Here is a 26,600-nt window from a genome sequence, read left to right on the forward strand (position 1 = left end):
CGTTTACAAGCGAATTCCTTTAGATTTTGTGCTAATCTTGAGTGCTTAAGGTGCTTTAGTAGTTTGTTTAGGCCTGCTGATTTCGATTAATTTTACAATTCCCCAAGCTAAAATGGCATAAACAATCATCGCTATGATTGTCGTTGGCTCTAATATAGACTGAGCCTCTATGCCTTTTGTAACGGCAGATCTAAAGATACCTGTGAAAGGGGACAAAAATGCTTGGGATACTGAATAAATAAATGAGACAAAGGGACTTTGAGGATTAGCACCGAGTAGTTTAAAGACTAAACGAAAGGCTAATAAAACCTCAAGAACCCCTAAGATATAGTAAACAATACTTCTGGCGTTGACCGTTTGCTCATTGCTTTTGGCTTTTATCTCATTGATTTCGCTCATTAATGCATCCTCCTTATGTTTATTGCCGTTAGCTTTCCATATTTCATAATGATCTATTACATATTTACCTGTTTTGGTGAGCAAACTTTCGGTAGTAATCAATAAAGGAGGGTAGCTAATGTCCGAAACCATACTAGAAAAGACTGAAGGCAGAGTAAGTTACCATGATTCTGTTGAAGAAATGTTAGGCAGAATCCGAGAAGATGGTATGTCCAATTCTTTTGATCGTTGGGCGGAACAGGAGAAGATTCGCTGCAAATTCTGTTTGCAAGGCTTGACTTGCCAGCAATGTGCTCAAGGCCCATGCCGAATAAGTGAGAAGGGTGGTCAGGACAAAGGAGTTTGTGGAATAGGCCCTGATGCTATGGCTATGAGAAAATTGCTTTTGCAAAACATAATGGGGGCCGGGACTTACAGCCACCACGCTTATGAAGCCTTCAGGACACTAAAGGCGACGGGAGAAGGCAAGACACCCTTTGCAATTACAGATGTTAATAAACTTAAGTGGATGTGCGAAAAGCTTGGACTCAATACGAATCAGGATACTAACCAGATGGCCATACAATTAGCAGATTTGCTCAATGCCCAAATGAATATCGGAGTCGAAGAACCAAACCTCATGGTTGAGGCCTTTGCGCCGAAGAAACGCAAACAGGTTTGGAAAGACCTACATATTTATCCTGCAGGTACGGTTCATGAAGAGCAAAATGCTGTGGCCAGTTGTCTGACCAATGTGGATGGGGATTATGTTTCCTTAGCACTTAAAGCCTTGCGTTTAGGGTTAGCGACTATCTATAATGCTCAAATTGGACTGGAAATGACTCAAGATATTTTGTACGGTACGCCGAAACCCCACGAAGTCAATGTGGATTTAGGAATAATGGACCCAAATTACGTTAATATTGTGTTTAATGGACACCAGCCCTGGCCCGGTGTCGCAACCATCCAGAAAGCTAAGATGGCAGAAGTTCAAGAACGTGCCAAAGCGGCGGGAGCTAAGGGACTAAGAATTGTCGGTTCTATAGAAACCGGTCAAGAATTAATTCAGAGGTTTCCTATGGATGATGTGTTTATTGGGATGATGGGAAATTGGCTGACCATCGAGCCCTTATTAGCCACTGGGGCCGTGGATGTCCTGGCTATGGATGAAAACTGTTCCCCACCTGCTATAGATATGTATGCCGAGCAATACCAAATTACCCTTGTGGCTGTTAGCACCATTATCGGACTACCGGGTCTTCAGCATAAGATTGCCTATCATCCGGCAGAAGTCGATGCCATGGCAGATCGACTTATTGAGTTAGGTATTGAAAATTTTAAGAAGCGCAAAGGTAAAATTACGCCAAAGGTTCCGCAAATAAGGCAGAAGGCCATAGCCGGATTCTCCACGGAAGCGGTTTTAGAAGCACTTGGCAACAAACTTGATCCATTGGTTGAGGTTATCTCTGCTGGGAAAATCAAAGGAGTCGTCGCTTTAGTTAGCTGCTCGACCATTAGGAATGGGCCCCAAGATTGGAACACCATAAATCTTGCTAAAGAACTGATTAAAAGAGATATCTTGGTTGTGGCCGGCGGGTGTGGCAATCATGCCCTGGAGGTTGCAGGTCTCTGCAACAAAGAAGCTGTAAACATGGCAGGCAGCGGTCTCAAAGAAATCTGCGGAGCTTTGAATATTCCGCCCGTTTTGAGTTTTGGGACATGTACGGATACCGGAAGGATTTCCATGCTTGTCACGGCCTTGGCAGATCATCTGGATGTTGATGTGCCGCAATTGCCCATTGCAGTGACGGCTCCCGAATGGATGGAACAAAAAGCAACCATAGATGGGGTCTTTGCTTTAGCCTATGGGGCATATACTCACCTTTCCCCCACGCCCTTCGTTACCGGCGGTCCTCAGCTAGTCAAGTTATTAACTCAAGACTTGGAAGGCTTAACTGGGGGCAAGGTTGCTCTCGGCGATGATCCTGTTGAGGTGGCAAATAATATTGAGGCTCACATTATGGCTAAGAGACAGGGGTTAGGATTGAGTACTAACCAAGCAGCAAAGTAAATTTTGATTTTACAGTATTAAGAAGGCTATAAGCGTAATCGACATGAAGGGGCTGTGCGAACACTTAATTCTTAAAATTTAAAGTGGGTACAGGAAACAAGAAGCGTTCTTCTCTCACTATAAAAGTGGGATAAGAACGCCTTTCTTCAAAAATTATTTAGACGAAAGTGGAGCCGTGATAAAACTATCAAAAAGTTTTTACACAGCCCCTTCCATGATACATGAAAGCAAAGTAGAGAGGAATGATTCCAGCGTTTTTAATTAACTCCTTAGTATTTTTCTGTATAAGGCGTTTGTTTGCTCAGTTGGGGTCGATTCAAAATCTTGAGCTAGGATCGAAGCAAGTTCATGGTAGAGGGATAAAGCCTGCTGTTTGTGTCCTCTTTGCCATAACAGATCCATAGTTGTCCTTGCGGTTGCTTCATCGGTGGGTTCCAGAGCAAGGTATTGACGGCAGGCCTGGATGGCGGGGGTGAATTTACCTTGCCGACGGTAGGTTTCAACCTGTTTTGCCAGAACTTGAAGATAGAGATTACGAAGTTGGGTACGCATATCAACCGCCCAATCATCATAAATGTTATCGGGCAGTAAATCTCCTTGATATAGTTCAGCAGTATGCTCCAGATTGGCTAATATAATCGGGTTATCTATGTCTCTGTCTTCAAGGGCGTTTTGAGCCATTGCGGTAAAGCGTTCATAATCAGTATAAATTGTTATCTCTGGGTTTAGATAGACCATCCCTCGTTTAAGGATCACACTTTCGTTAGCCGCTGTTATTAATTCCAGGGCTTTGCGTACATGGGTTAAAGCCATTCTAAGACTGGCATCTCCAGACTTTGGATCAGACTCTGGCCATAATGCTTCAATAATGGTTTCTTTCAGTTGTTGCGGCTGATTAAGGATCAGAAATTTGAATAAATTCTCCGATTTTTTAGTTTTCCATTGGATTGAGGGAATTTCAACTCCGTTTACGAAAAGGGAAAATTTGCCCAGAAAGTTTACATGAATAATGGGTAGGCCTGTTTCGCGTACGGAATCTTGGATGAGCTGAGTGATATGGGTGCGAACAGTATTGTCTGAGGATCCTAACAAAGTGTTTGCTTCTCTAATGAGGCGTTCAGGAAACCAGCGCAGGAGGAGATGCGCAGCCCATTCAGAGTGAATTTTTTTAAATAGTGCTCGTTGGCACAAGCTATACATGGTTTCCCCATCCCAATCCCAAAAAAATTCCCATTTTTCAATTTCGGCTGTTCTCAGGGCTTTACGGAGAATTCTGTCAGCCGTACTATCATCTCCTTGCAAGACAGCAATCCGAGCTAGGAAGAATCGGGTGCCAGCCAAAACTTGACGAGTGCCCTTATATTTACATCTTAAGCTAACCTCAGTAAATTGCCGTTTAGCCAGCTCCAGTTGACCTGCTTCCATAGCGATGATGCCCGCCACAGACAGGGCGTAATCGTCTAAGCCCTGTCCACCAGGAAGAACTTTGAGTTTTTCTAATAAATTCTGGGTCTCAAGAATTAAATCTTTAGCACTTTCTCCCGCTTTGATGCGCAGTAAAATTAGGTCAAGGTCTGTGAGATAGGCATAAAATAAGTTATTTGCCCTCATAAAGGCGCTATGGGAAAGCTCGATTTCTAGCAGTGCTTCATCTAAGCGAGCTTCCCACATATGCAAAAGGGCCAGACGACGGTAGGCTATTCCCAATTGATGAGGTACATTGTATTTTTGCCCCAGGCGTAGTAATTCTGTGCATATTTGCACTAATTTTTGAAGCTCACCGGTAAGCACACAGAGTACTGCATAAATAGTATAAGTGGTACCGGTCCAACGTTCGTTCTCTTGTACATAGGGATCGGTGAGAAGTTTCTCTACCAATTCGCTGGCCGAATTTAGATTGCCAAGTCTGTAATGGATCATAGTAGTAAACATCATGTGAGCCATACGTGATTCTGAATCAAGTTCGGCTTTGCTGGCCAGCCAGCTTAACCAGACGCCTTGACTTAAATTATCCTCAAAGGCTGCTTTGCTCAAGGCTGCAACCAGTACTGTTCCTCGGGACCAAGAGCTTTTTAAAAGAGAGCCGGCTATCGGAAGGCGTTTAGCGGTTTCCCGAATCTTTGTGACATTGTTGGCGAAGGTATAAACGGCGACCATAGCCAATAGGGATCGAAGCTGACATTTAATATCTCCGTTTATTCCTGCGGTATCTGCCGCCTGAGACAGAGTTTCCAGCGCCTTCAGTGAGTTGATATGGAGAATACTCATTCCCTGAAAATAAAGCAGCCAACTGTCTTGGAGCACAAGTTCATACGGTAAATGAGCAATCCATGAGCCTAAGGCATCGAGATGACCGTTCTGCAGGAAATAATGGTCACCATGAACATGAATGAGACGTATGGCAGAAGTCCAGTCTGCGCAGGCAGTTATTTGTTCGAGAGCCCTGTCGATATCTCCATTGTTTTCAAGAAAGGTCGCCGCTCGTTGTCTAACTCCTATGACATAATCAGCTGAACGTAAATGAAGCACTTTTTTCTCTAGAAATTCCGCCATAAGATGGTGTAATCGCCAAGCTTTTCTGGTCTTAGTCTCGCTCATCATGCTCAAGATTCCCAGGGAATGAAGCTGTTTGATTTTTGAGTGACTGTCTTTGCATTTTATTGAAGCATCGCACAAATTAGGTTCCAGATAAGGCAACAGTGAAGAACTAATGAGGAAGCTCTGTAATTCTGGCGGAAGGGTATCGAGCAACTCGTTACTTAAGTAATTGTACAGTTCAGAGTGAGTTTGATTAAGTGCAAATAATGTTGTGTTTAAGTTAATCTCAGTTCGTTTAAGGTGGATTCCCATTAAACGAAGGCCAACTGCCCATCCTTCAGTTAAGGTATGAACCTCATCAAGATCCTCTTGTTTCAAATTTAAACCTAAGAGTGATAAAAGTCCTCGTGTTTCGTCCAACGAAAATAATAGATTATTACTTGTGATTTCTAACAACTCACCACTGAGTTGTTCCCGGTATAAATTCAAAGGTAAACCGTTTCGGCTGATGAAAACCAGATGTGCCTCGCTAGGAAGCCACCGGACAAGGTATTCCAAAATGTTTTGGATTGTGGGGTTTTTGTCGATAAGGTGAAGATCGTCCAAGACAAGAACCATTGGATGACCCTGTGGAATTTCGGTGAGAAAGGCGGACAAAGCTATCAACCAGTCTTGCCCTACATCTTCCAAACTGTGTAACGTACGTAGAGTATCGTGTACAAATTCAGGAAATATATGTTTAACAGCATTAACCAGGTGAAAAAGAAAGGCTGAGGGTTCACTATCGTGATGGTCAAGATTAAGCCAGGCTGTTGGAGGCCAACCAGGCTCTGATAGCAGGGAGGAAATCCAAACGCTTTTACCATAGCCTGCTGGAGCAACAACGGTCGTGACACGGTAGGAGAGAATGGAAAATCCGAGGTTTAGCAGTCGCAGCCGCTTAAAGTGATTCTTGATTCGTGGGGGAACAATTTGGGTAGGGATTAGGGAAATACGAGTCATGGGATACATCAACCCTCCTCAATCAGCTTTCCGGAAAATATCCCATTTCATTATTATATGGTGGTACTTATGTCGGCAATTTATATTCATTTAATAGATTTCCATATTGTTGTTCAATTTCCTTTTACATCAAAAAATTTTGCGGAAATTTTGCAATATTAATTGTACAATTAATATGTTGGCCTAAATAGCATTACTCTTACATGAAATGAGATTAAAAATGACTTGGGGTTTTCTTTGCAGTAGGAGGTAAAGATGGAAGAGATATTTAAAAACTTTCTTGATCAAATTCCTTCAGAAATTATTGCTAAAACTGAGACTCATTCTTACATGAATATGATCATTTGTAGACCAACATCCTATATAATCGGCTTAGAGGCATGTTTTGAGGACTATCATTTTATCTTGCCTACTTCAGATCCGCCGCCGCTTAAAATAGAACATCGGTTACATCACTTCTCAAAAGGAAAATTGATTCCCATTGTACCCGAAACCCGGATATTGTGTGCAAAGCCTGCACCAACGCGTCAATATATCGCAATGATGGTAAAGAAAGAATTTTTAACAGATATTTCCCGAGAGTGCTTTGGGAAAGCTGAACTGACGTTTTCGCGAACCCCTAACCCTTATAGTCCTCAATTAGTACACTTTATTGGCAGATTTGAAGAGGAACTCAAAGAATTTCAGGACTCAAGCCCCTTAATGCTCCAGAGTATTAGTGTTCAAATTGCTATCCAATTAATAAGGGAGAGCGGAAATCAAAATACAACTAGGCCCAAAAAACAGCTTGATCGCAACTATATCGAACGAGCTATAGAATATATAACGGATTATTACAATGCTAAAATTACGATTGAAGATATATGCCAGGAAATTCACTTAAGTCCTTACTATTTTATGAGGATGTTTAAAGATGCGACGGGGCAAAGTCCCCATGAATTTCTTTTGACTGTCAGGGTGGGCAAAGCGGAGGAAATGTTAAAGAAGGGAATTTCAATTCAAGAGGCGGCAAAACTGTGTGGGTTTGTCAATAGCGCGCATTTTTCAAAGCTTTTTAAGAAGGTGATGGGAATTCCACCGTCAGAATATAAAAGAAGCTATTTCATCATAGGAAAGTAATCAAAATACAGAAGTCTGCTTAGACTTCCACCTTTTACGGCTTAGAGTTAAGCCGTTTTTTATTTTACTACTCAGTTTTTTACTGGGCTGAAAAGAGCAGTTTTATATAACTTTGGGGGGCATTTTTTGAATAATATTACTTTCAAGCTACGGATACAATTAAAAAGAAACTGGTGTTCAAATGCACTGGATGCTTATTTTTGCAGCACTTTTGCAAATGATCTCTACAATTATGTAAAGCCCCTATAATTTTTGAACCGAATGCCTTTACAGGTTTTCGAATTTTAAAAGGAGGGAAAAAGTCTAAGTAGTGAATGGGTTGCCCTGAACAAAGGAGTACCGAAAAATTTAGATGAGAGGAGCATGAACTTATGCCTGAAAACACCATTTTAGAAGTGGACCCTGCAGATGTTGAGAACAACAAAGTTATGGCTGTTCTAGCATATATCCTGTTTTTTATTCCCTTACTAGCGGCGAGAGAATCTCGATTTGCCATGTTTCACGCCAACCAGGGTTTGATTCTATTTCTGGCGGCTCTCATCGTCAACGTAGTGGGGACGATCATTCCTATTATCGGTTGGCTGATCATTATCCCGATTGGGAATCTCGCGGTCTTAATCGGGGCTATTCTAGGAATTATTAAGGCTGCAGGCGGAAAGATGGAACGGCTGCCGCTGTTTGGAAAGTACGATTTAATTAAGGTCAAATAGTAGTTTAAAAGCAAGAGTAGTCAAAGGCATTTGGATGAGGCGTGTTTTTTGCAGGGGACATTTGGATATTGGAAGTGGACTTTGATGGAGGTATTAAAATTATGAAAAAGAAGATTGTTTCTTTATTCTTATGCCTATTTATGGTAGTAAGTTTCTTTCCAGCGTCGGCTCTGGCGGCTTCAATTGAGGAGGTGCCTAAAAGTATTGGGGCACCGGTAAATGTAGGTATTGCACCCTATGTGGAGGATGGAGTCATTAGGTGGTTTGAGATAGGGTTCTCAGGTGACAGTAGTGTGCGAAAATTTGGCGAGTTAGAAGAGAACGGGGATTTTGAGGAGCTTGGACTTAACAGCTTGAACCTCGCCGTCCAACTTGACTACAAATATAATGAGGCTGGCTCATGGCATTACGAATCTTCCTGGGATGAACCTGGAGAAGCTCCTTTTGAAGCGGGATGTAGTGGAGCCTTGAATTCAGACTCGGACAGTATGAATATACAGGGCAATGAAATGGATCCTGTAATAGAAAGCAAGACAGATTTAGATAATAATACGCTATTTTTCCGAGCAAGGTTTGTTTTGGATTATTATAATTCGGACTCAGGGGAAGATACTGAGCTTTTCTCCCCATGGTCAGATGTGGTTATGATTGGCAAGAATGATGCTCAAAGCAAGGTTACAAGCATTGAGGCTCCGACATTGGTCAAGGCGGAGCTCAAGAAGGCAAATGATGGCAGACCTTATTTTGAAATTACCACAAAAATTCCAGAAAGCGTAAAAACTCTAAATAATGGTCAGGGATCGATCTGTCAGTATACCAGTGTAAGAAAAAATGGAGGTAGCTGGCTCAACGAAACAGGGACGAGCGCCGGTCTCCTCCAAGAGATTTTTGAGGTGGAGCCGGAAGATATAGGTGGAGCCGGCGAGGTTAATATTGAAGAGGGAAGCTATGATATTAGGGTACGCTTTGGATACAGCAGCGTATATGCTGGAGACATCGAGCTTTATTCTCCTTATTCTAATGTGGTAACGATCGGAACCTCTGCTTACACCAGACTGAGCGGGCAAACTCGAATCGATACAGCTATAGCTGTTTCCCAGGAGGGCTGGCCCAACAGTGCAGAGACAGTCATCCTGACCAGGGACGATCTTTACCCCGATGCCCTGGCAGGTACTCCTCTATCTAAAAAATTAGATGCCCCGATTCTTTTTACGAACAGACTAACCCTAACGCCGGCAACAGGCGTGGAAATTGCCCGCTTAAATCCTAAAAAAGTTGTGATTTTAGGAGGAACTGTTGCAGTTTCCCAGGAGATAGAAAACGGGTTAAAAGAAAAATATTTCACCCAGAGAATCGGGGGGTATGACATGTATGAAACGGCTGAGAAAATAGCGCTCGAACTTGGCTATAAGGGTAAAGCAGTGATTGCAACCGGTGAAGATTTCCATGATGCTTTGATAGCAGCACCTCTGGCGGCGTATCAAGGAATACCGATGTTATTGACAGCAAGGAATGCACTGCCTTCCTATACAAAAGATGCCCTCGACTTTATCGCTCCCACCGAAACGATTATTGTTGGTACTCGTGACATGGTAAGTGATGAGGTTATGAGCAAACTTACCAATGCTAAACGATATAGCGGAAGCGACTACTATCAGACAGCAGTAATAGCTGCAGAAAACTTTGGAGCTGATGTGAGCAAGATCTTTTTTGCCACTGGCAGAGATTTTCCGGATGCTTTAACTGGTTCTGCACTGGCAGCCAAATTTAATAATCCTATTCTTTTTGTCAATGAACCTATTGCAGATTCAGTCAAACAGTTTCTGATAAAAAATAAATCAATAACAAAGGAGATCCGCCTATTAGGCGGGGAAGCGGTCATTCCATCAAGTGTAGTTAATGAGATTATGCAAAGTTATCAGTAATAACGGATTCTAATTTCTCATGATAGAGACAAAGGCTGACAGCTTTTGACCGTAAGAAAAATTACTCGGAACCCGCTGGTTCATATTAGGCTCAGCGGGTTCAATACAATAACTGTAAAGATAGGAAATGAGCGATATTGGTGTATCTAGTGACAAATAGTACAAGGAGGAGATCATTTCATGAAAAGAGCAAACATTGGAGTACTTATTTTAACCACTGTCATTGTATTATCTCTAAATGGTTGTGGGAGTGTTCAGGATAAGATAGCTGAAAAGGCTACGGAAGGGATTGCTGAGAAAGCAGTTGGGGGCAATGTAGATATTACGGATGATGGAATAAAGATCCAAAAGGATGGAGTCAACTATGAGACTGGCAAGGAATTAGAGTGGCCTAAGGATTCGATGGGAGATCTTCCAGAGCCAAAGGGCAATATTAGCGTTATTTTAAATGCGGATACTGGTAAAGGGGGCACCGTGGCCTACAACGAAATGAGTTTAGAGGATGCCAAGGCCTATGTCGAAAAGCTAAAAGAGCTGGGATACAAGGATGGGATGAGTATTTCGGATACTGATATGATTAGCTATTCCGGGAAGAACAGCAGGGGGGACTCTGTCATGTTTACCTATAGCATTAGCCCCAAGGAGGGCTCCATTATGTTTAAATCTGCTGGTGACGATGCTAATGTGCTTGGCCAGTAAGATGAAGTAGTTAATCTCTTGAAGAATGAAGGGTGATCATATGAATAAGAAAATAGCCATAGGGATCTGTGTAATAGTATTGCTGTTTGTAACAGCTTGTGGAAAAAGTACGGGCACCTCAAGCGGTACTCAGCCTCAAAAGTCTTCAGCAGAAACCCTAAAAAGTAATGCTGACCAAGTTGAAGAGACGTTTAATGATTTTAAAGGGAATCAACCCGCTAAGATGTCTGGTAGCAGCGATAATGAATTTAAGCTTGCGATGCCTGAAGGCGGTTATAAGATCGTCATGAAAACTAAGGATCTGAGCAAAGGGCTGAAAGGTTTAGATCTTGTCAGTGCTTCATCCAATATCGGAGTACCCCTTTTTATCTCAGCCAGTGCCGGAAAGTCAGAGGAAGATTGGTATGTCTGCGAGAGGGTCGAGCACATGAATAGTTCAGATGATACCCTTTTTAAGGTTCAGGCATCCGGGCCTTATGTCATTGAAGTTTACAAGTTGCCGCTGGCCTCCGGTAATGTGGCTTTACCTCTAAGCATGAACGGCAAAGGCACAAGAGCTCTAGGCCCTTTTACAGCCAGCACACCGTTGAAAATCAAACTAAAGACTTCTGACTCAAAAAATGCTGGATTTATGGTTAATTTGATGGATGCTTCGTCCGGTAAACAGTCAGCTAGTGTCTATACAAATATTGATATGGACACCCAAAAGCTTATAAATCAAACGGATGTTAGTAAAGAGTTAACACTAACAGGCTCGGGCAGTTACTTTTTGATGATAGAGGCCAATGGCGGTTGTGAGTGGGAGACGGTAATATCTAACTAAAAGATTATCTAAAAAAACTTTAGGTAGTACCTGGAAAATACTCTAATTAACAAAATGTAAACACGTTATGACTCGGGTAGCTGGACTACTATATTTCTACGCTTTGGGCTAACAGCTTTTGATTTTTAAAAAAGAGAGGTTATTTTTTAATGAAAAATAGATTTCTTTGCTGTCTACTGGCGGTAATGATGGTATTACCTGTAGTCGCCGCTATGTATCCTAGAAAGGTGATGGCCGAAGAATTTCCAGCTGGTGTTTCAAAGAATTATCCGGATATTGCCTATGATCAGAATCATAACACTTACTTAACAGTATATGGCAAGCAAGTGAATGGAACAGGAAATATCTCCGGACAATTTGTTGATGCACAGGGCCGCTCATTTGGGGCGGAAATGTTGATTAGCGCTGTGGATTCCAGTGAAGTGCAGCCGTCGGTAGTTAACGCAGTTTATAATGGAGTATCAGCCTACTTGGCGGTATGGTTAGACGACAAGATTTATGGGCAATTCATTGATGCTGGTAATGGGACATTTTTGGGTCAACAAATTCAAATATCAGATGATGATGCCATTCCTAGAGGCGGTTTATCAGTTGCTTATGATTCTGTAAACCAAAGGAGCCTAGTTGTTTGGGAGGATTATCGTTACCCTGCTGACGATTCGGAATACAGGAGCAGAGATATTTATGGTCAATTAGTTTCGAGTAACGCCGCTCTTCAAGGGGCCAACTTTGCAATTTGTGATAACGGAGCTGAAGGCAGTCAGGCTGATCAGTATGATCCGGCTGTCGCTTTTGACAGTCAAAGTCAGAAATATTTGGTGGTTTGGGAAGATTTCCGCAGCTTTAACACTAATGATATTTACGGACAGTTTATCAGCGCTAATGGCGAGATCATGGGTCATAACAGCAAGACAAATTTTGTCATTTCCGATGCTTCCGGAAATCAGGATCAAGCAGTGGTGACATATGACAGTGTCAACCAACGCTTTTTGGTTGCATTTAGGGATTTTCGAAACGGCGGAAGCAACACAGATATTTATGGGCAAATAGTCAGCGGAGAATCGGTTATGGGAGATCTTCTCAAATCAACAAGCTCCGAGAACTTTGTTATTTCAAGTAACGGCAGTCATCAATACTCACCGGCTCTCTCGTTTAATCCGACTACGCAACGTTACCTAGTGGCCTGGGAGGATGAACGTAATGCACCAAATTCTATTGATATTTATGGTCAGATGGTTAATGCTGACGGTAATCTCTATCCCGTTCCAAGTAATTCCATCAGTAATATGACTCTACTCAGCCGGGATGGCCTCGGTCAGACACTATCCCTAGCTTTAAACAGTCAGGAGAAATCTAATCTTATTGTTGACAGTTATAGCTCGGGGGATGGTTCAAATGTCATAGATTATGCTCTTGTTCCAGCTGAGGTTAACTTTCAAGCGAAGGTTGATTATTGTGTTGGAGCTCAACCCTACGGCATCGTAGACGGAGATTTTAATCATGACGGACGTACCGATCTGGCTGTGACCAATGGAAATTCAAATAACTATTCGATTCTTACCAGTACGACTGAAGGGGCTTTTACTGTTCAAACCAGCGCAGCTGATCTTGATAAGACTTATGCCCCCATCTGGGCAGCGACGGGGGATTTTAACGCGGATAACCACCAAGATCTGGCTATGACGACCGGCAATGCAAAGGGGCTATCTATTCTTAGCGGGGATGGCAGCGGCTCTTTCCCGATGATCTCTGGCCTCCTTACCGGAACTAGTCCTAATACAGTGGTGACGTCGGATTTTGATGGCGATGGTGACCTTGATTTGGCTGTATCCAATGGTAACAGCAATAATGTCTCAGTCTATTTGAACGATAATGGAAATTTTGGTATGGACAGCAATGGTGATGGTATAAACGAACCTAACCAGAACTATAATGTTGATTCCCGCCCTGCCCGAATGGTAGCTACCGATCTTAACCAGGACAGCTATCCTGATTTGGCTGTAGTATGCAATTCATCAGAAAATGTTCACATATTATTAAACGAAGGGGCTGGCACTTTTAATGATGGAGCATCCTTCTGGTGTGGGGATGATCCAATCGGGATTGTAGCTGCGGACTTTAATAATAATGGTACGGTGGATTTGGCGGTGGCCAACTTTGATACGATGTTTGATTTTGCCGGCAACATTTCAATTTTTCAAGGCTCAGGAGATGGGGACTTTAACCAGACGGGCAACCTAACCGTTAACGATGGTCCGGTAGGGATTGTTGCTGCCGACTTCAACTCTGACGGAACCTCGGATCTGGCGGTAGCGAACCGCTATCGGAATAATGTTTCGCTGCTTTTGGGTAATGGTCGGGGTGGATTTGTTCGTCAAGACTTTGCGGTTGGCGCAGCTCCGGTAAATCTTATTGCTGATGATCTGAACGGGGATGGCAATCCTGATTTAGCGGTCGTCAATTTGGATGGGGATTCTGTTTCATTATTGCTTAATGCTGCGATGCCTGACGAGGAGCCAGCAGATTCGCAGCCACCTGTCTGGCCTGCGGAAGCTACTCTTACACCTTCTGATATTACGAACAACAGCCTTAAATTGACTTGGACAATGGCGACTGACAACATTGAGGTGACAGGGTACAAGATATATATAGACAATAACGTGATTGCTACTGTTGCCGGGGATGTATCAACCTATGATGTGACGGATCTGAATCCGGATACAATGTATACCTTTAAAATTGAGGCTCGGGATGCAGCTGGTAATTGGAGTACAGACGGGCCAGGGGCAAATGCCAACACCTTGGCTGAAACTCAGGTAGTTGCTAGTGGGATGGAGTTGCTTAGCATTTCAAGCACCTATGTTCCTGGAAATGGGACCAGTAATCATCCCAGTGTCAGTGCTGATGGCAATTATGTTGCTTTTTCTTCAACGGCAGACAATTTAGCCGGCTATGACAACAACCAGGTAACCGATATTTTCGTACGCAATCGACTGACTGGAGAAACCGAGTGTGTCAGCGTTTCTTCAGGTGGTACTCGTGGTGATGGGAACAGCTTTTTCCCTAGTATTAGCGGGGATGGACGATATGTGGTGTTTGAATCGTACGGAAGCGGTCTTGTAGCCGGAGATTCGAACAATGTCTGTGATATTTTTCTTCATGATCGTCAGCAAGATACAACGATCTTAGTCAGTAAGGCTTTTGATGGTTCTTGGGCAAATAATGCAAGTTATAAACCATTCATCAGTACTGATGGCCGGTACATAGTCTTTTCCTCCCGGGCCAGCAATCTTGTTGAGGAGGATACGAATAATAATTTAATAAAAATATTCTTATTCAATACCCAAACTCAAGAGATTTCCCGTATTAGTGCTAATTCCGATGGAGATTGCGATTATCCCATGATAAGTGCAGATAATCGCTACATTGTTTATAGTTCTACCGCTACGAACCTGGTGAGCGGGGACGAAAATGGAGTAGAAGATGTGTTTTGCTATGATCGAGAGAAAGGCTTAACGACTTTAGTAAGCGTTGCTTACGATGGCTCACAAAGCAAAGGGGCAAGTCAGAATCCTTCAATCAGCGCAAATGGCCGATATATTGCGTTCTGGTCGGATGCCACGAATATAGTGAACGGGGATATAAATAATTCATCCGACGTCTTTGTAAGAGATAGGGAGGCTGGAACGGTCACCTTAGTAAGTGTTAATTCAGATGGCTTACAGGGTAATGGTTATAGTTTTAACTCAATCATCAGCTCGGATGGACGATATGTAGCGTTTACATCGGACGCTGATAATTTGATAGACTGCGACAGCAATGATGTTACAGATGTGTTTGTCCACGACATTCAATCAGGTCAGACTATTTGTGTTAGTGAAGAACCAGAGGGGGCCCCGGGAAATGGATTCAGTGATGAACCATGCTTAAGCTTGGATGGCAGCTATATTACGTTTTCTTCCGGTGCTAATAATCTGGTTAGCCAAGATGTTAATGAGTTGACAGACGTTTTTATCTGCAAAGTAGATAAAAATTCTTTTCCGGGGGATGAACAATCTCCTAGCTGGACTGGAGGCTGCCGCTTAGATCCTTCAGAGATTACTCAGACTGATCTCAGATTGACTTGGTCAGCCGCCACTGACAATGTAGAAGTAACGGGGTATAGAATATATTGTAATGACAGTATTATCGCCACCGTTTCAGGGGATGTATTAGCCTATGTCGTAACAAGCTTGAATCGAAATACAGCCTATTTTTTCAAGGTGGAAGCCGGAGACGCAGCAGGAAACTGGAGTTCGGATGGACCAACAACTACTGCCATGACAGCTGATGAAGAGATACCTACTAGCCATGGTGGAGGCGGCTCATATACTTCGCCCTCAGAAGCGGCCACAATAATTGGAAGTATTCTAAATGGATCTATGGGAAATAAGGCCGGCGAGATAGCGGCTGCTGTAACAACCGACAAGAATGGTAGAGTGTCCATTTCTATGAAGGGAGCACAAGTTGTCGTACTTAGCCAACCTGATGGAACCCTAACCCCCTTAGGGGATCTAGCTAACGTTGAAATTGCCAGTACAACAGGTACGCCAGTCACAGTTTCTGCTGATGGAACCATCCTAGTTACGAACCTGGATAAAGGAACGGATTATAATTTTAACATCATGTATGATTTGGGCAATGGCCAAAAGATCACATTTGAAACGATGAAGATTAAGATTGATGATGATGGAACGATAACCTTATCGATTACCTTAATAGATCCTTATGGGAATATCACCGATGCAGCAACTGGAAATTTTCTTGAGGGAGTTCAAGTTTCCTTGTATTATGCGGCAACCGACAGAAATATTGCTGCTGGAAAAACGCCAGATATGGTAGTACCCCTTCCCGGTATAGCAGGATTTAATCCAAATGACAATCAAAATCCTCAAACCAGTGATACTAATGGAGCTTATGGCTTTATGGTCTTTCCTGTTACAGATTACTATATTGTGGCTAGTAAAGAGGGTTATGACAGATATATTAGCCCGACAATTGCTGTGGAACAAGAAATTGTTAAATGGGACTTTAGGATGAGTCCATTAACCTCGGGAGTGACAAGGCTTGCTGGCTTGACCAAAATTGATACGGCACTAGCAATCGCCAAAGGCAGTTACCCAGGCAAAATTACAAATGTCCTCTTAGCTACTGCCGACAACTATCCTGATGCCTTAGCTGGCAGTATCTTAGCCTATAAGCTGAATGCACCTATCCTATTGGTCGGAAGCTCCGAGGCTGATCAGGAGAAAGTTTTGAACTTCATGACCACGAAACTAGACCCTGCGGGGACAGTCTATATCTTAGGCGGAACCGCAGCCGTCAGCAGCGCAATGGAAAACAAAGTGAAAGCGAGTGGTTTTCAAACTGTTACCCGCTTAAGTGGAGAAAGCCAATATGATACCTCTGCCAAAATAGCTAGTCAACTAAAGGTTAAAACCGGCACTCCGATAGTGTTGGTGAGTGGTGAAAGCTATTCAGATGCTCTATCTATCAGCAGCGTTGCTGCACAAATGCAGCTTCCCATCCTTTTAGTTCAAAAGGATGGAGTCAGCGATACGGTATTGCAAGAAATTGCCACTATCAAGCCTAGTAAGGTTTATGTCATTGGAGGTCAAGGAATTATCAGCACAGTCGTAGAAAAGCAGGTTGTGCAAAATGCGGGGTTAGCTCAAACCAATATTACTAGAATCGGGGGAGTCGATCGTTATGAAACCTCCCTAGCTGTGGCTCAGTTCTTCTTTAATATGAACGGAAAAGTCTGCATAGCGACCGGTAACGATTTCTCAGATGCGTTAGCAGGAAGCGCTTATGCTGCCAATCATAACGCTACGATTATTCTAGTGGATGTTAAATTATCAGACAAAATTATGAATTATCTCCAGAACGGGAATCTTACCGGAGCAACTATATTCGGAGGAGAAGCGGTTATTAGTAAAGGCATTGAACAGCAGCTTAGAGAGTTAATTGGACAGTAGAGATAATCAGGAAATTTGTCCTGTAAATCAGTATCAATACGATATTAGAACTTTGTTTAGTGCCTTTATTACGTCATACAGATAAAAGGTGTTGCATTGAAAAGACCTTCAAGAACCAGATTCTTGAAGGTCTTTTTTATCGCTCTTGTCTCAGGGTTAATCTTCTTTGCTCTACAAGCAGTTGCTCATGGTGTTTTAGTGGGAATTAGCTGCATTATGATCATGGGAGTGAGTAATAAACGAACAAGAGTCAAGAATATTTAGCGTGCACCTAAATCATAGGGAGTCTCCTGATAGACAAAGTAATTTAACCAGTTTTGAAAGAGCAAGCTTGTATGAGATCGCCAATTATGGACAGGAGTCTTAGTAGGATCATCATCTGGAAAATAGCTTTTTGGTATAGCAATCGACAGGCCTTTGGCAATGTCTCGGTCGTATTCCTCTTTTAAGGTTAGCGTATCGTACTCCGAATGTCCTGTTACGAACACTTGCCGTCCGTCTTTAGAAATGATAATGTAAAGGCCGGCTTCATCAGATTCCGATAAAATCTCTAATTCAGGGTGCCTTTCAACATCACTGCGCTTGATTTCCGTATGGCGCGAATGGGGTACGAAGAATAGATCATCAAAACCGCGCAGCAGCTGCATGCCGTTGACGCTATGCTTGCTAACATTGTGCTTGAAGACTCCAAACATTTTCTCCGGGAGGGGGTATTTTGGAATACCATAGTGGTGATACAATCCAGCCTGAGCCCCCCAGCAGATGTGGAAGGTTGAAGTCACATGAGTTTTTGTCCAGTCCATGATGGCTTTAAACTCCTCCCAGTAGGTTACTTCCGCAAATTCAAGATGTTCAATTGGTGCGCCTGTAATGATCATTCCATCAAATTTTTGCCTTTTGATATCACTGAAACTCTTGTAAAAGGAGTCTAAATGTTCTTGGGCAGTATTTTTTGAAATATGAGAATCAATATGCAAAAGTACTATTTCAACTTGCAAAGGAGAATTTCCGAGTAATCTCAAAAGTTGGATTTCAGTAGTTTCCTTATGGGGCATGAGATTAAGTATCATAATCTTTAAGGGACGGATATCCTGGTGAAAGGCCCGTTCTTCTCCCATGACAAAGATGTTTTCTTGATGCAATATATCTAGAGCAGGCAGATTTTCTGGTATTTTAATTGGCATGATTATAACTCCTTTCGAGGTATGGTTCGATGCGAGATTTTCAATTTTTTAGGGCACTATTACATCGAGTGATGTACAGATTATGGTTTGGTTGTAAAGTTTTTGAATTAAACTTGTTGACTTGCTGAGAGGGCTTGATCCAAATCATCCAATAGATCGTCGCTTGTCTCTATCCCAATGGAAAGCCGAATCATATCGGGAGAGACTCCTGCGCTGCGTTGGGATTTTTCATCGAGCTGTTGATGAGTTGTACTTGCCGGGTGAATAACTAAGGACTTGGCATCTCCGATATTTGCTAAGTGAGAGAAAAGCTGGAGGCTGTTAATAAATTTTTTCCCTTCGTTTAGGCCGCCCTTGAGGCCGAAGGTGAAGATTGCTCCAGCCCCTTTAGGCAAGTATTTCTGAGCAAGTGCATGATAGGGGCTATCCTTTAAGCCTGGATAGTTCACCCAGGTTACTAATTCATGTTGATCAAGAAACCCTGCCACCTTTCGAGCATTTTCAACATGACGTTCCATGCGTAAGGGGAGAGTTTCTAACCCTTGCAGGAATAGGAAGGCGTTGAAAGGAGATAGGCATGCTCCGGTGTCTCTGAGAAGAGAGACTCTTGCCTTCGTGATGTAAGCCGCATTGTCGCAGGTTTCGGTAAAGACGGTGTCGTGGTAGCTGGGATCAGGTTGGCTAAGACCTGGGAACTTGCCGTTATTCCAGTTAAATTTTCCGGAGTCAACAATTACTCCGCCGATAGAAGTCCCATGTCCGCCGATAAATTTAGTAGCGGAATGAAGTACGATATCCGCTCCATGTTCGATGGGACGGCATAAATAGGGTGAGGCAAAGGTATTATCAACAATTAGGGGCAGACCGTTTTCATGAGCAATCTCAGCAATCCTTTCTAAGTCAGCTACATTAATAAGAGGATTGCCAATGGTTTCTGTATAGAGAGCTTTTGTATTTTCCGTTATTTTTGAGCGGAATTCTTCCGGGTTGTCAACATCTACGAAGTGGACTTTGATGCCCAGTTTGGCAAAGGTATAGTTAAACAGGGTAAAAGTGCCTCCATAAAGAGAACTGGAAGCCACAATCTCATCCCCGGCTTCCACGATGTTTAGCAGGGCATAGGTTATGGCCGCTTGACCGGATGCGGTAGCCAGTGCGCCGATTCCCCCTTCCAGTAAGGCTATGCGCTGTTCGAAGACGTCTTGAGTAGGGTTGGTAATTCGAGTATAAATATTGCCCGACTCCTTGAGAGCAAATAAATTGGCTGCATGATCCGTGTTATTGAAGACGAAGGAGGACGTCTGGTAAATTGGAACAGCTCTTGAGTTTGTCGCAGAATCAGGGCTTTGCCCTCCATGTAAGGAAATAGTTTCGATACCAAGTTGTCTTTTTTCAGTCATGATAAATCATCCTCCTAGTTTTGTACTAGCGCTGCAATGGCAGCTGCCTGTGTCAAAGGGCTTGTGCAGGCCAAGTTCAAATTTAAGACCTTTGTCGAGTAACGATAAAAAACGACCGCTTCAAGAGAAGCGGCCGTTATGTTATTTAACACGCTACTCTCATCTCTCAGAACCCAAAGGTTCTGCTGGAATTAGCACCTCATAGCTTATGCTATCGGTTGCCGGGCATCATAGGGCCAGTCCCTCAGCCACTCTTGATAAGAGAAAAATACATATTGAATTGATTAAGGGTTTAAAGGGAATATGTTTTAATATAAAGCATATTGAGCTCAGTGTCAATCTATTGCGATATCCATTATTTTCATAATCAGGATCCATGATAGTTCCCCTCAGACATGGAGACACGGAGATATCCTGAAGCTGGTTATGTCTGGAAGAAGACAAAAGGATACTCTATTGTTTGGTATAATTAATTTGAAGTTTCTGTATCGGGGGGGTGCCTGTGAACGGTGACATTAACAGTGTATACTAATCCTTTTGTTACAATGTTTGCGATTTTCGGCAGTATGGAATTGATTTTCTCCTCCGTATCGACGATTTCTAAGATCATGGGTAAATCAGAGGATAACTCTAATAAACGGGCACTGCGCAATAGTTTATCATGACCATATCCTTCAATTCCTCTGAAAACCGTAACTCCCCTAATTCCTTGTTCTTTGCACCAATGAACCAGATATTGATAAAGGGGTTTGTTTCTATAGCGTTCATTTTCGCTGACATAAATTTTAAGTAATTTGGCAGTCATAGTCGTTTCCCCTCATACAATTTTTAGATTAAGCGGGCTAACCCTATTCCCAAAGCTACGCCGGTAAATCCAACAAGAATACTTAGCAGGGTGTATAATCCGGCCGTTAAATAACTTCCACTTTCAAGTAAGGAAATCGCTTCAACACCAAAGGTGGAGAAGGTGGTAAAAGCACCCAAAAAACCAACGCCGATTCCCAAACGCCAGAGGGGGCTGACATTTAAACGTTCAATAAATAGTATATGTAAAAAACCCAAGAGGAAGGCACCGGTAATATTAATTATAAAAGTGTGAAGTGGAAATTCTTGGTTCCATTTGTTCGAAATCCATAGTCCGAGACCATAGCGGGAAAGAGCTCCAAGAGCACCTCCCACAGTAATGACAAGAATCGTTTGCATTAATTTAACCTCTTATCTTATACTAAAAGAGCTTTATGATAAATGCTCTTCTCTATCATAATACATAGAAAGAGTGTTAACAACCGACAACATACCTGATTTAAAAAAGACTTGATGGAAGATTGTAATAATGAGGAGTTCTGAAAAATTAGAGGTGTAATCTGTGATTAACGATCCCTTGAAAACTTTTGTTACAGTAGTCGAACATAAGAATTTATCTCGCGCTGCAGAAGAGTTATATCTGACCCATCCTAATGTCATCTCACAAATTCAAAGCTTGGAAGAAGAATTGGGAACGAAACTGGTGGATAGTACCTCTAACCATTTAGAGCTTACAGAGTCCGGTGAGATATATTATCAATACGCCAAGCAAATATTGATTTTACAGGATAAAGCTAAGCAAGAAATCAAGCAGTTATCCAATGTGGTTACAGGGACTCTGAAAGTAGGGGCAAGTTATACAATTGGAGAATACATTCTGCCCTTTGTGGTGGCCGATGTTGCTGCCCATTACCCTAAGGTAGAGATTGAAACCTCTATTGCCAATACGGAAGAAATTATTAAGGCGGTACATGACCATCACTTAAATATCGCCCTTGTCGAAGGAGAAGTGAACTGTTCGGATTTATCTGTTCATCCCATGATGGAGGATGAAATTATCTTGGTTGTACCTAACCAACATCCTTTAGCGAGGCTACCTATCGTCACTTCTGAGCATCTCCAAGACCAAGTATGGATTCTTAGAGAATGTGGTTCGGGAACTCGCGCCTTCAGTGATAAACTTATCAAAGAGTGGGGAATCAAAGTCAGAAAAACCTATATTTTTGGAAGTGGTCAAGCTGTTAAACAAGCCGTTACAGCGGGGTTGGGAATAGCCCTTGTTTCACGTTGGATTGTAAGAAAAGAGCTCAATGCCAAAGAGTTAAAATCAATTCGAATAAAGGGAAAGAGACTTACTCGTTCTTTTTATTTAATAGGACCGAAGGACCAGGAAATGACTGAGGCTACAGAAGTCTTTACAGAGCAGCTCCTTGCTCTTGAATCATCATCAGGGAAAAAAAGGGACAGATATTTAACATCTAAAGATTGATGCAATTCATATAATAGTCAGGTGTAAAAAGATAATTTATTAAGCAGAGCTCCTTGTCATGATTCGTAAGACAAGGGGCTTCTTATAATTATCCGCATTAATTTAGAGCTATTCATTTAGTAGTTAAGTAATGAGATTATTCTAAGTGAGCGGCAATTTTACTTCTACTTCAGTTCCTTTTTCCAGCTCGCTGTTTATGGAAACCTCTCCACCATGAATATCAATCAGATGCTTGGCTATGGCAAGTCCCAAGCCGGTGCCATGGCTTTGGCGGGATTTATCAGCCTTGTAGAAACGATCCCAAATATGGGGAAGTTCCTCAGCTCTAATACCGTAGCCTTGGTCTCGAATGAGGATGGATAACGTATTGCCCTCAATAATTCTTGATTCAACATAGATTAAGGTATTATTCGGAGAATATTTTACAGCGTTGTCTAAAAAAATAACGAACAATTGGCGCAGACGATCATAATCCCCCAACGAAGGGGGCAAAGCTGTTTCGGAGTGATAGTGTATCTTAATGTTTTTTGTATCGGCAATGGTTTGCAGGCTTTTTATAGTATCTTCCAGGAGATCTGAGATATTAATCTCACTTTTATTGATAAGAATTTTGCCGGCTTGAAGGCGAGACAACTCTAAAAGATCTCCGACCAGACGTTCTAATCCGCGTGTTTCGGAGAGGATTCTGTGTTGGTAACGCTTGATATCGTCGCTATTTTCAACAGTCCCATCTACCAATGCTTCTACAGAACCACGTATGACGGTCAACGGGGTGCGAAATTCGTGTGATACATTAGCAACAAAGTCTCGTCTTAGCTGTTCAAGGCGTTCACTTTGGCTGATATCTTGGACGAGAGCAACACTTCCCGTCACCTGCTCGTGGCTGTCGATAATGGGAGATACTGTGAATTTGAGTTTTTTGCTCATCCAGTCTTTTAATACCTGTACCGGTTTTTTGTCGTCGAGTACCTTTTTAAGATGATGCTCAATCTTCAGTTCCTTGAAATCCCTTTCTACAGAATCTAATAGATAGGGCTGGGGACGATTCATGATTTCTCCGAGAGCAAAATTAGCACTGATTGGCTTTAGTGTCTCATCGAAAGCAACCAGTCCTTCAGAAATGCTTGAGATGATATCATCAAGCTTTCCTTTTTCCTGAAACAGTTGATTGATAGTACAGCCGAGTTTCATGGCCAGGTGATCCAGAGAGTTGCTGAGCTGCCCTATCTCATCCTGGCGATTAACTCCGGTTCTGGCTGAATAATTACCCTGAGTTATTTCCAGAGCAGTCAAATTCATAGCTTTTAAAGGACGAGTAAAGAGTATAGAGTAAAAAATTCCCAAACCTATGGCCAGCAGGAGTGCAACTGACAAACTTACAGCTAAGATACTGACCGCTTTATTCAAAGTTGCAGTAACACCTGTTACCGGAGTATGAAGAAGTACAGAACCTATAACTTGCTGAGCGGAGTCAATGATGGGAACCCCCACTGTGAGAGTAGCTTCGTTATAGACACTGCTGAAACTTTCGCTGACGGATTCATTTCCTTTTAATACCTCTTGAATGACTTTTTCGGCTTCTGGTGGCAGAGGTTTTGAGTTATACATAGGGCCTTGCCCCATACCTGCTCCTAAGCCAAAGCCTTGTCCCTTGCCTTGTTGTCCTCTGCCTTTCCCCATTCCCGTTGTTGGCGACAGGTTGCCTTGAGCGTCAGTTATCCAAACATTAGCTTCAGCCATGGTGCTGAGGAAGTGCATGGTTCCGGCAAAGCCTCGAATCTGGCCAAGATTTTGAGAGTTCTCGCTTAAAACTTCAGCTATGCTTCGAGCGCGTGTCAGCATGGTTTCTTCCCGACTGTCGAAAGCGTATTGCCGGAACATCTGAATAAATAGAATACCAATGGCAAGCATAGCAATGAGCATAATAAGGACAAAGCTAGCCGTTAATTTGAAAGCAATCTTTTTTTTAAACATAATTCACCTCAAATTTATAGCCGACTCCCCATATGGTTTTTATGTCCCAGTTTGACATTTCGGCAACGGAAAGCTTTGATCTGAGACGCTTTATATGCGTATCTACTGTGCGGGCATCGCCGAAGTAATCCTCTCCCCAGACGCTTGTTAAAAGATTGTCTCGGGAGAAAACTTTTCCGGGGTTGGCTGCCAAAAGCCAAAAAATTTCGGTTTCTTTTTTTGTGAGACTGAGGGGGTGTCCATTGACTAGGACTTTATAATCGGAAAGGTTGATTTCAAGACCTGGGTAGCGAACAAGGTCTTTTCTTTGTTCTTCCGAAATGTCAAGTCGTCTTAAAACGGCACGGATGCGAGCCATTACCTCTCCGGGACTAAAGGGTTTTACGATATAATCATCGGCACCAATGTCCAATCCCATGATACGGTCGCCATCATCCCCCTTGGCTGTAACCAGAATGATAGGCACATTGGATTTACGGCGAATTTCTTTGCAAACTTCGAAACCGTCTTTTTTGGGCATCATCACATCTAGAAGCAAGAGAATAGGAGAGAATGCAAAGAATTTCTGCAAGGCCTCTTCACCACTACGAGCCAGAATGGGAGAAAAACCTTCTTTGGCAACATATCTATGTAATATTTCCAGAATATCATCATTGTCATCGGCAATTAAAATATACTTGTTCAAAATCTAATCCCTCCCTTATTTTTATTGTAGCACTAAATGAAAGACTGTTTGTGACATAATTGTGGCAATTCCGGCAATGAATAAATGAAATCAAGTTGAAGCATTTTAGATCAGATAACATTAAATGAATTGACAAAATTATATGTTATAACATATAATTATAATATGAGATATAACGTTAGATGGAGGGCTTGTATGAAGGTTATTTTGCGGAAGAATGATAGTGCTACCAGTTTGTTGCTTTTTGTTTATAACATTTATTTGACCTACTATAACAAGGACAAAATCAAGTTATCCAGTCTGCTTGAAATTATGAAAGCTTTTGGAAAAAGCGAGAGTGCTACCAGAATGTCACTATCCAGAACGGCAAAATCAGGTATCCTTATTAATAAAAATGAAGGCAGCGAAGTGATTTATACTTTGGATTTAAGTGGTAAGGAGGCTATCAAAATCTGGAATGAAGGAATAGAGCAATTTTGGAAAAGATATGCCTTAAGAAACGGATTATGGGATGAAAAGTGGTATTTAGTCAATTTAGAGTTTAGAGAAGAACAGAAGGAAAACAGGGCAATAGTTGTTGAACGATTGCTGCAAATGGGCTTTGGTTTAGTAAGTCCAAATACGTGGATTTGTCCGTACTACCAAACAGATGATATTCGAAAGGCTCTGGCTGAATTTAAGATCACTTCCGGTGTTATAGAAATGCATGGGGAAATAAAAATTTATGATAATATACTTTCTTTTATCAACAATGTTTTTCATGCTGAGAAACTAGCAAAGTCCTATAAGATGTTTATAACTCAATTTAGCGAAAAGTATGAGAACACTAAAAATCTGTATCAAGAAGAATGGTTTATAAAGGAAGGCCGCGCGTTACCTTTGTTGCATGCACTTGGTTGGGAGTTCCTGTCAATAGCATCTGAAGATGCGGCATTGCCTAAAACATTATGCCCTGCTTGGGCGGGCGATGAGGCAGCGCAGCTAATGATTGAATTTAGGAAGATTCTTTTAGAGCCCACCTTGAAGTATCTGGGGAAATTCGATTAAATTGTTGCGCATCATAGAACTGCTAAATTAATTTTTTGATTTAATTGAGTTTATTAATATGGGGAGGTTAATCATGAACATGAATCCAAGAGAAATGTTAAATTACCTTGAAATGTTGGCAAACAATAGTCTGTGGATAAATTTTACTATGCACATGATAGTTTTAATAGCATTTACAGTAGTAATTGCAGTAAACAAACAGACTTTAAAACGATGGACATTTCAAGGGACTATAGGCATAATATTTTTTTCGGTAACTGTCCATGCGCTGATTTTCGGCAACCCTTTTCATGCGGCAACCTTCGGACTATTAGCAATTATTTCACTGGTACAATTAATAGGAAGGAAGGAAACAATTCAAATATCTCAAAGTAAATGGATATCTACCATAGCTCTTAGCGCTATATTCTTAGGGTTGTGGTACCCGGAATTTGTGGATAAAAGTGCTCTAATGCTTTTAATGGTTTCGCCTGTAGGGGTTATTCCCTGTCCCACACTTCTTATAACCATTGGGTTATTAATCCTTATTATGCCTAGCGTGAGTAGTCTACAATATTTAATCACAATTATAATGGGTCTTGTGTATGGGATAATAGGGGTGTTCGTTTTTCAAGTATACTTGGATATTACATTGTTGATTTTGGTTTTGGCTGCAAGCTGGATATTCTATAAAGAGAGACCTCAAGCAAATACCGGAATTGTACTATACACACAAGGAACAGAATAATGATATAG

19 protein-coding genes and 1 riboswitch are annotated in these 26,600 nt (G+C 42.0%); of the genes, 11 read left to right on the plus strand and 8 right to left on the minus strand.

From position 1 onward, the window contains the following. Positions 1–45: 45 nt before the first annotated feature. Positions 46–399 (minus strand): YggT family protein, encoded by a 354-nt coding sequence (locus DESOR_RS02045; RefSeq protein ID WP_014182950.1) that lies wholly within the window; start codon positions 397–399, stop codon positions 46–48. 118 nt (positions 400–517) lie between these two features. Between DESOR_RS02045 and cooS the strand changes: the two genes are divergently transcribed. Next, positions 518–2,449: an anaerobic carbon-monoxide dehydrogenase catalytic subunit gene (gene cooS / locus DESOR_RS02050; RefSeq protein ID WP_014182951.1), complete on the plus strand. Its 1,932-nt coding sequence runs from the start codon at positions 518–520 to the stop codon at positions 2,447–2,449. Between the two features lie 261 nt (positions 2,450–2,710). Here cooS and DESOR_RS02055 read toward each other — a convergent pair whose 3' ends face one another. Beyond that, positions 2,711–5,989 carry an AfsR/SARP family transcriptional regulator gene (locus DESOR_RS02055; RefSeq protein WP_158308995.1) on the minus strand — a complete coding sequence of 1,093 codons (3,279 nt, stop codon included), beginning with the start codon at positions 5,987–5,989 and terminating at the stop codon, positions 2,711–2,713. A gap of 255 nt (positions 5,990–6,244) precedes the next feature. Here DESOR_RS02055 and DESOR_RS27225 point away from each other — a divergent pair, with 255 nt between their 5' ends. From DESOR_RS27225 to DESOR_RS29210, 7 genes are all read left to right on the plus strand, one after another. Further along, positions 6,245–7,108 carry a helix-turn-helix domain-containing protein gene (locus tag DESOR_RS27225; RefSeq protein WP_014182953.1) on the plus strand — a complete coding sequence of 288 codons (864 nt, stop codon included), beginning with the start codon at positions 6,245–6,247 and terminating at the stop codon, positions 7,106–7,108. A 371-nt stretch (positions 7,109–7,479) separates the two neighbouring features. Next, positions 7,480–7,818, plus strand: a complete 339-nt coding sequence (locus DESOR_RS02065) for a magnetosome magnetite crystal formation protein family (protein WP_014182954.1) — start codon at positions 7,480–7,482, stop codon at positions 7,816–7,818. Between the two features lie 101 nt (positions 7,819–7,919). Beyond that, complete coding sequence (locus DESOR_RS27230; RefSeq protein ID WP_148265213.1) at positions 7,920–9,743, plus strand: cell wall-binding repeat-containing protein; 1,824 nt, start codon at positions 7,920–7,922, stop codon at positions 9,741–9,743. A 180-nt stretch (positions 9,744–9,923) separates the two neighbouring features. After that, positions 9,924–10,442: a hypothetical protein gene (locus DESOR_RS27235; protein WP_014182956.1), complete on the plus strand. Its 519-nt coding sequence runs from the start codon at positions 9,924–9,926 to the stop codon at positions 10,440–10,442. 40 nt (positions 10,443–10,482) lie between these two features. Continuing rightward, the gene (locus DESOR_RS02080) at positions 10,483–11,265 is read left to right on the plus strand and encodes a hypothetical protein (protein WP_014182957.1); all 783 of its coding nucleotides are present in this window, start codon (positions 10,483–10,485) and stop codon (positions 11,263–11,265) included. 149 nt (positions 11,266–11,414) lie between these two features. Continuing rightward, a complete protein-coding gene (locus DESOR_RS27240) occupies positions 11,415–17,282 on the plus strand; it encodes a cell wall-binding repeat-containing protein (RefSeq protein ID WP_014182958.1) in 5,868 nt (1,955 codons plus the stop codon). A 123-nt stretch (positions 17,283–17,405) separates the two neighbouring features. Continuing rightward, a complete protein-coding gene (locus DESOR_RS29210) occupies positions 17,406–17,546 on the plus strand; it encodes a hypothetical protein (protein ID WP_158308996.1) in 141 nt (46 codons plus the stop codon). On the opposite strand, the gene metA is transcribed toward DESOR_RS29210, so the two are convergent. The 4 genes from metA to crcB form a co-directional block, all read right to left on the minus strand. Next, positions 17,543–18,466, minus strand: coding sequence for a homoserine O-acetyltransferase MetA (metA, locus tag DESOR_RS02090; RefSeq protein WP_014182959.1), 924 nt, complete (start codon positions 18,464–18,466; stop codon positions 17,543–17,545). The genes DESOR_RS29210 and metA overlap by 4 nt on opposite strands. 107 nt (positions 18,467–18,573) lie before the next feature. Beyond that, complete coding sequence (locus DESOR_RS02095; RefSeq protein ID WP_014182960.1) at positions 18,574–19,866, minus strand: homocysteine synthase; 1,293 nt, start codon at positions 19,864–19,866, stop codon at positions 18,574–18,576. A 156-nt stretch (positions 19,867–20,022) separates the two neighbouring features. Next, positions 20,023–20,130: riboswitch (SAM riboswitch) on the minus strand. Between the two features lie 205 nt (positions 20,131–20,335). Further along, positions 20,336–20,671, minus strand: a complete 336-nt coding sequence (locus tag DESOR_RS02100; RefSeq protein WP_014182961.1) for a DUF190 domain-containing protein — start codon at positions 20,669–20,671, stop codon at positions 20,336–20,338. Positions 20,672–20,694: 23 nt separating this feature from the next. Then, the gene (gene crcB, locus DESOR_RS02105) at positions 20,695–21,069 is read right to left on the minus strand and encodes a fluoride efflux transporter CrcB (protein ID WP_014182962.1); all 375 of its coding nucleotides are present in this window, start codon (positions 21,067–21,069) and stop codon (positions 20,695–20,697) included. 163 nt (positions 21,070–21,232) lie between these two features. Between crcB and DESOR_RS02110 the strand changes: the two genes are divergently transcribed. Beyond that, on the plus strand, positions 21,233–22,159 hold the full coding sequence (locus DESOR_RS02110; protein ID WP_014182963.1) for a LysR family transcriptional regulator: 927 nt from the start codon (positions 21,233–21,235) through the stop codon (positions 22,157–22,159). A 141-nt stretch (positions 22,160–22,300) separates the two neighbouring features. Here DESOR_RS02110 and DESOR_RS02115 read toward each other — a convergent pair whose 3' ends face one another. Both DESOR_RS02115 and DESOR_RS02120 read right to left on the minus strand, forming a co-directional pair. Beyond that, positions 22,301–24,133 carry an ATP-binding protein gene (locus DESOR_RS02115; RefSeq protein ID WP_014182964.1) on the minus strand — a complete coding sequence of 611 codons (1,833 nt, stop codon included), beginning with the start codon at positions 24,131–24,133 and terminating at the stop codon, positions 22,301–22,303. After that, positions 24,126–24,818: a response regulator transcription factor gene (locus DESOR_RS02120; RefSeq protein WP_014182965.1), complete on the minus strand. Its 693-nt coding sequence runs from the start codon at positions 24,816–24,818 to the stop codon at positions 24,126–24,128. The genes DESOR_RS02115 and DESOR_RS02120 overlap by 8 nt, the downstream gene beginning before the upstream one ends. A gap of 195 nt (positions 24,819–25,013) precedes the next feature. Between DESOR_RS02120 and DESOR_RS02125 the strand changes: the two genes are divergently transcribed. Together DESOR_RS02125 and DESOR_RS02130 are read left to right on the plus strand one after the other, a co-directional pair. Beyond that, positions 25,014–25,865: a PaaX family transcriptional regulator gene (locus tag DESOR_RS02125; RefSeq protein WP_014182966.1), complete on the plus strand. Its 852-nt coding sequence runs from the start codon at positions 25,014–25,016 to the stop codon at positions 25,863–25,865. Positions 25,866–25,938: 73 nt separating this feature from the next. After that, entirely contained in the window at positions 25,939–26,592 is a 654-nt protein-coding gene (locus DESOR_RS02130) for a DUF6064 family protein (protein WP_014182967.1), read from the plus strand. The last annotated feature ends 8 nt before the right edge of the window (positions 26,593–26,600 follow it).

Source organism: Desulfosporosinus orientis DSM 765 (assembly GCF_000235605.1).
Lineage (GTDB): Bacteria > Bacillota > Desulfitobacteriia > Desulfitobacteriales > Desulfitobacteriaceae > Desulfosporosinus > Desulfosporosinus orientis.

Bases quoted from the DNA above. Each gene is read 5' to 3' on its own strand.
- DESOR_RS02065 (WP_014182954.1), top strand. From the start codon at position 7,480: ATGCCTGAAAACACCATTTTAGAAGTGGACCCTGCAGATGTTGAGAAC.
- DESOR_RS02115 (WP_014182964.1), bottom strand. From the start codon at position 24,133: ATGTTTAAAAAAAAGATTGCTTTCAAATTAACGGCTAGCTTTGTCCTT.
- DESOR_RS02055 (WP_158308995.1), bottom strand. From the start codon at position 5,989: ATGACTCGTATTTCCCTAATCCCTACCCAAATTGTTCCCCCACGAATC.
- DESOR_RS02125 (WP_014182966.1), top strand. From the start codon at position 25,014: ATGAAGGTTATTTTGCGGAAGAATGATAGTGCTACCAGTTTGTTGCTT.
- DESOR_RS27225 (WP_014182953.1), top strand. From the start codon at position 6,245: ATGGAAGAGATATTTAAAAACTTTCTTGATCAAATTCCTTCAGAAATT.
- cooS (WP_014182951.1), top strand. From the start codon at position 518: ATGTCCGAAACCATACTAGAAAAGACTGAAGGCAGAGTAAGTTACCAT.
- DESOR_RS02080 (WP_014182957.1), top strand. From the start codon at position 10,483: ATGAATAAGAAAATAGCCATAGGGATCTGTGTAATAGTATTGCTGTTT.
- DESOR_RS27240 (WP_014182958.1), top strand. From the start codon at position 11,415: ATGAAAAATAGATTTCTTTGCTGTCTACTGGCGGTAATGATGGTATTA.
- DESOR_RS27230 (WP_148265213.1), top strand. From the start codon at position 7,920: ATGAAAAAGAAGATTGTTTCTTTATTCTTATGCCTATTTATGGTAGTA.
- DESOR_RS27235 (WP_014182956.1), top strand. From the start codon at position 9,924: ATGAAAAGAGCAAACATTGGAGTACTTATTTTAACCACTGTCATTGTA.
- crcB (WP_014182962.1), bottom strand. From the start codon at position 21,069: ATGCAAACGATTCTTGTCATTACTGTGGGAGGTGCTCTTGGAGCTCTT.
- DESOR_RS02130 (WP_014182967.1), top strand. From the start codon at position 25,939: ATGAACATGAATCCAAGAGAAATGTTAAATTACCTTGAAATGTTGGCA.
- DESOR_RS02100 (WP_014182961.1), bottom strand. From the start codon at position 20,671: ATGACTGCCAAATTACTTAAAATTTATGTCAGCGAAAATGAACGCTAT.
- DESOR_RS02045 (WP_014182950.1), bottom strand. From the start codon at position 399: ATGAGCGAAATCAATGAGATAAAAGCCAAAAGCAATGAGCAAACGGTC.
- DESOR_RS02095 (WP_014182960.1), bottom strand. From the start codon at position 19,866: ATGACTGAAAAAAGACAACTTGGTATCGAAACTATTTCCTTACATGGA.
- metA (WP_014182959.1), bottom strand. From the start codon at position 18,466: ATGCCAATTAAAATACCAGAAAATCTGCCTGCTCTAGATATATTGCAT.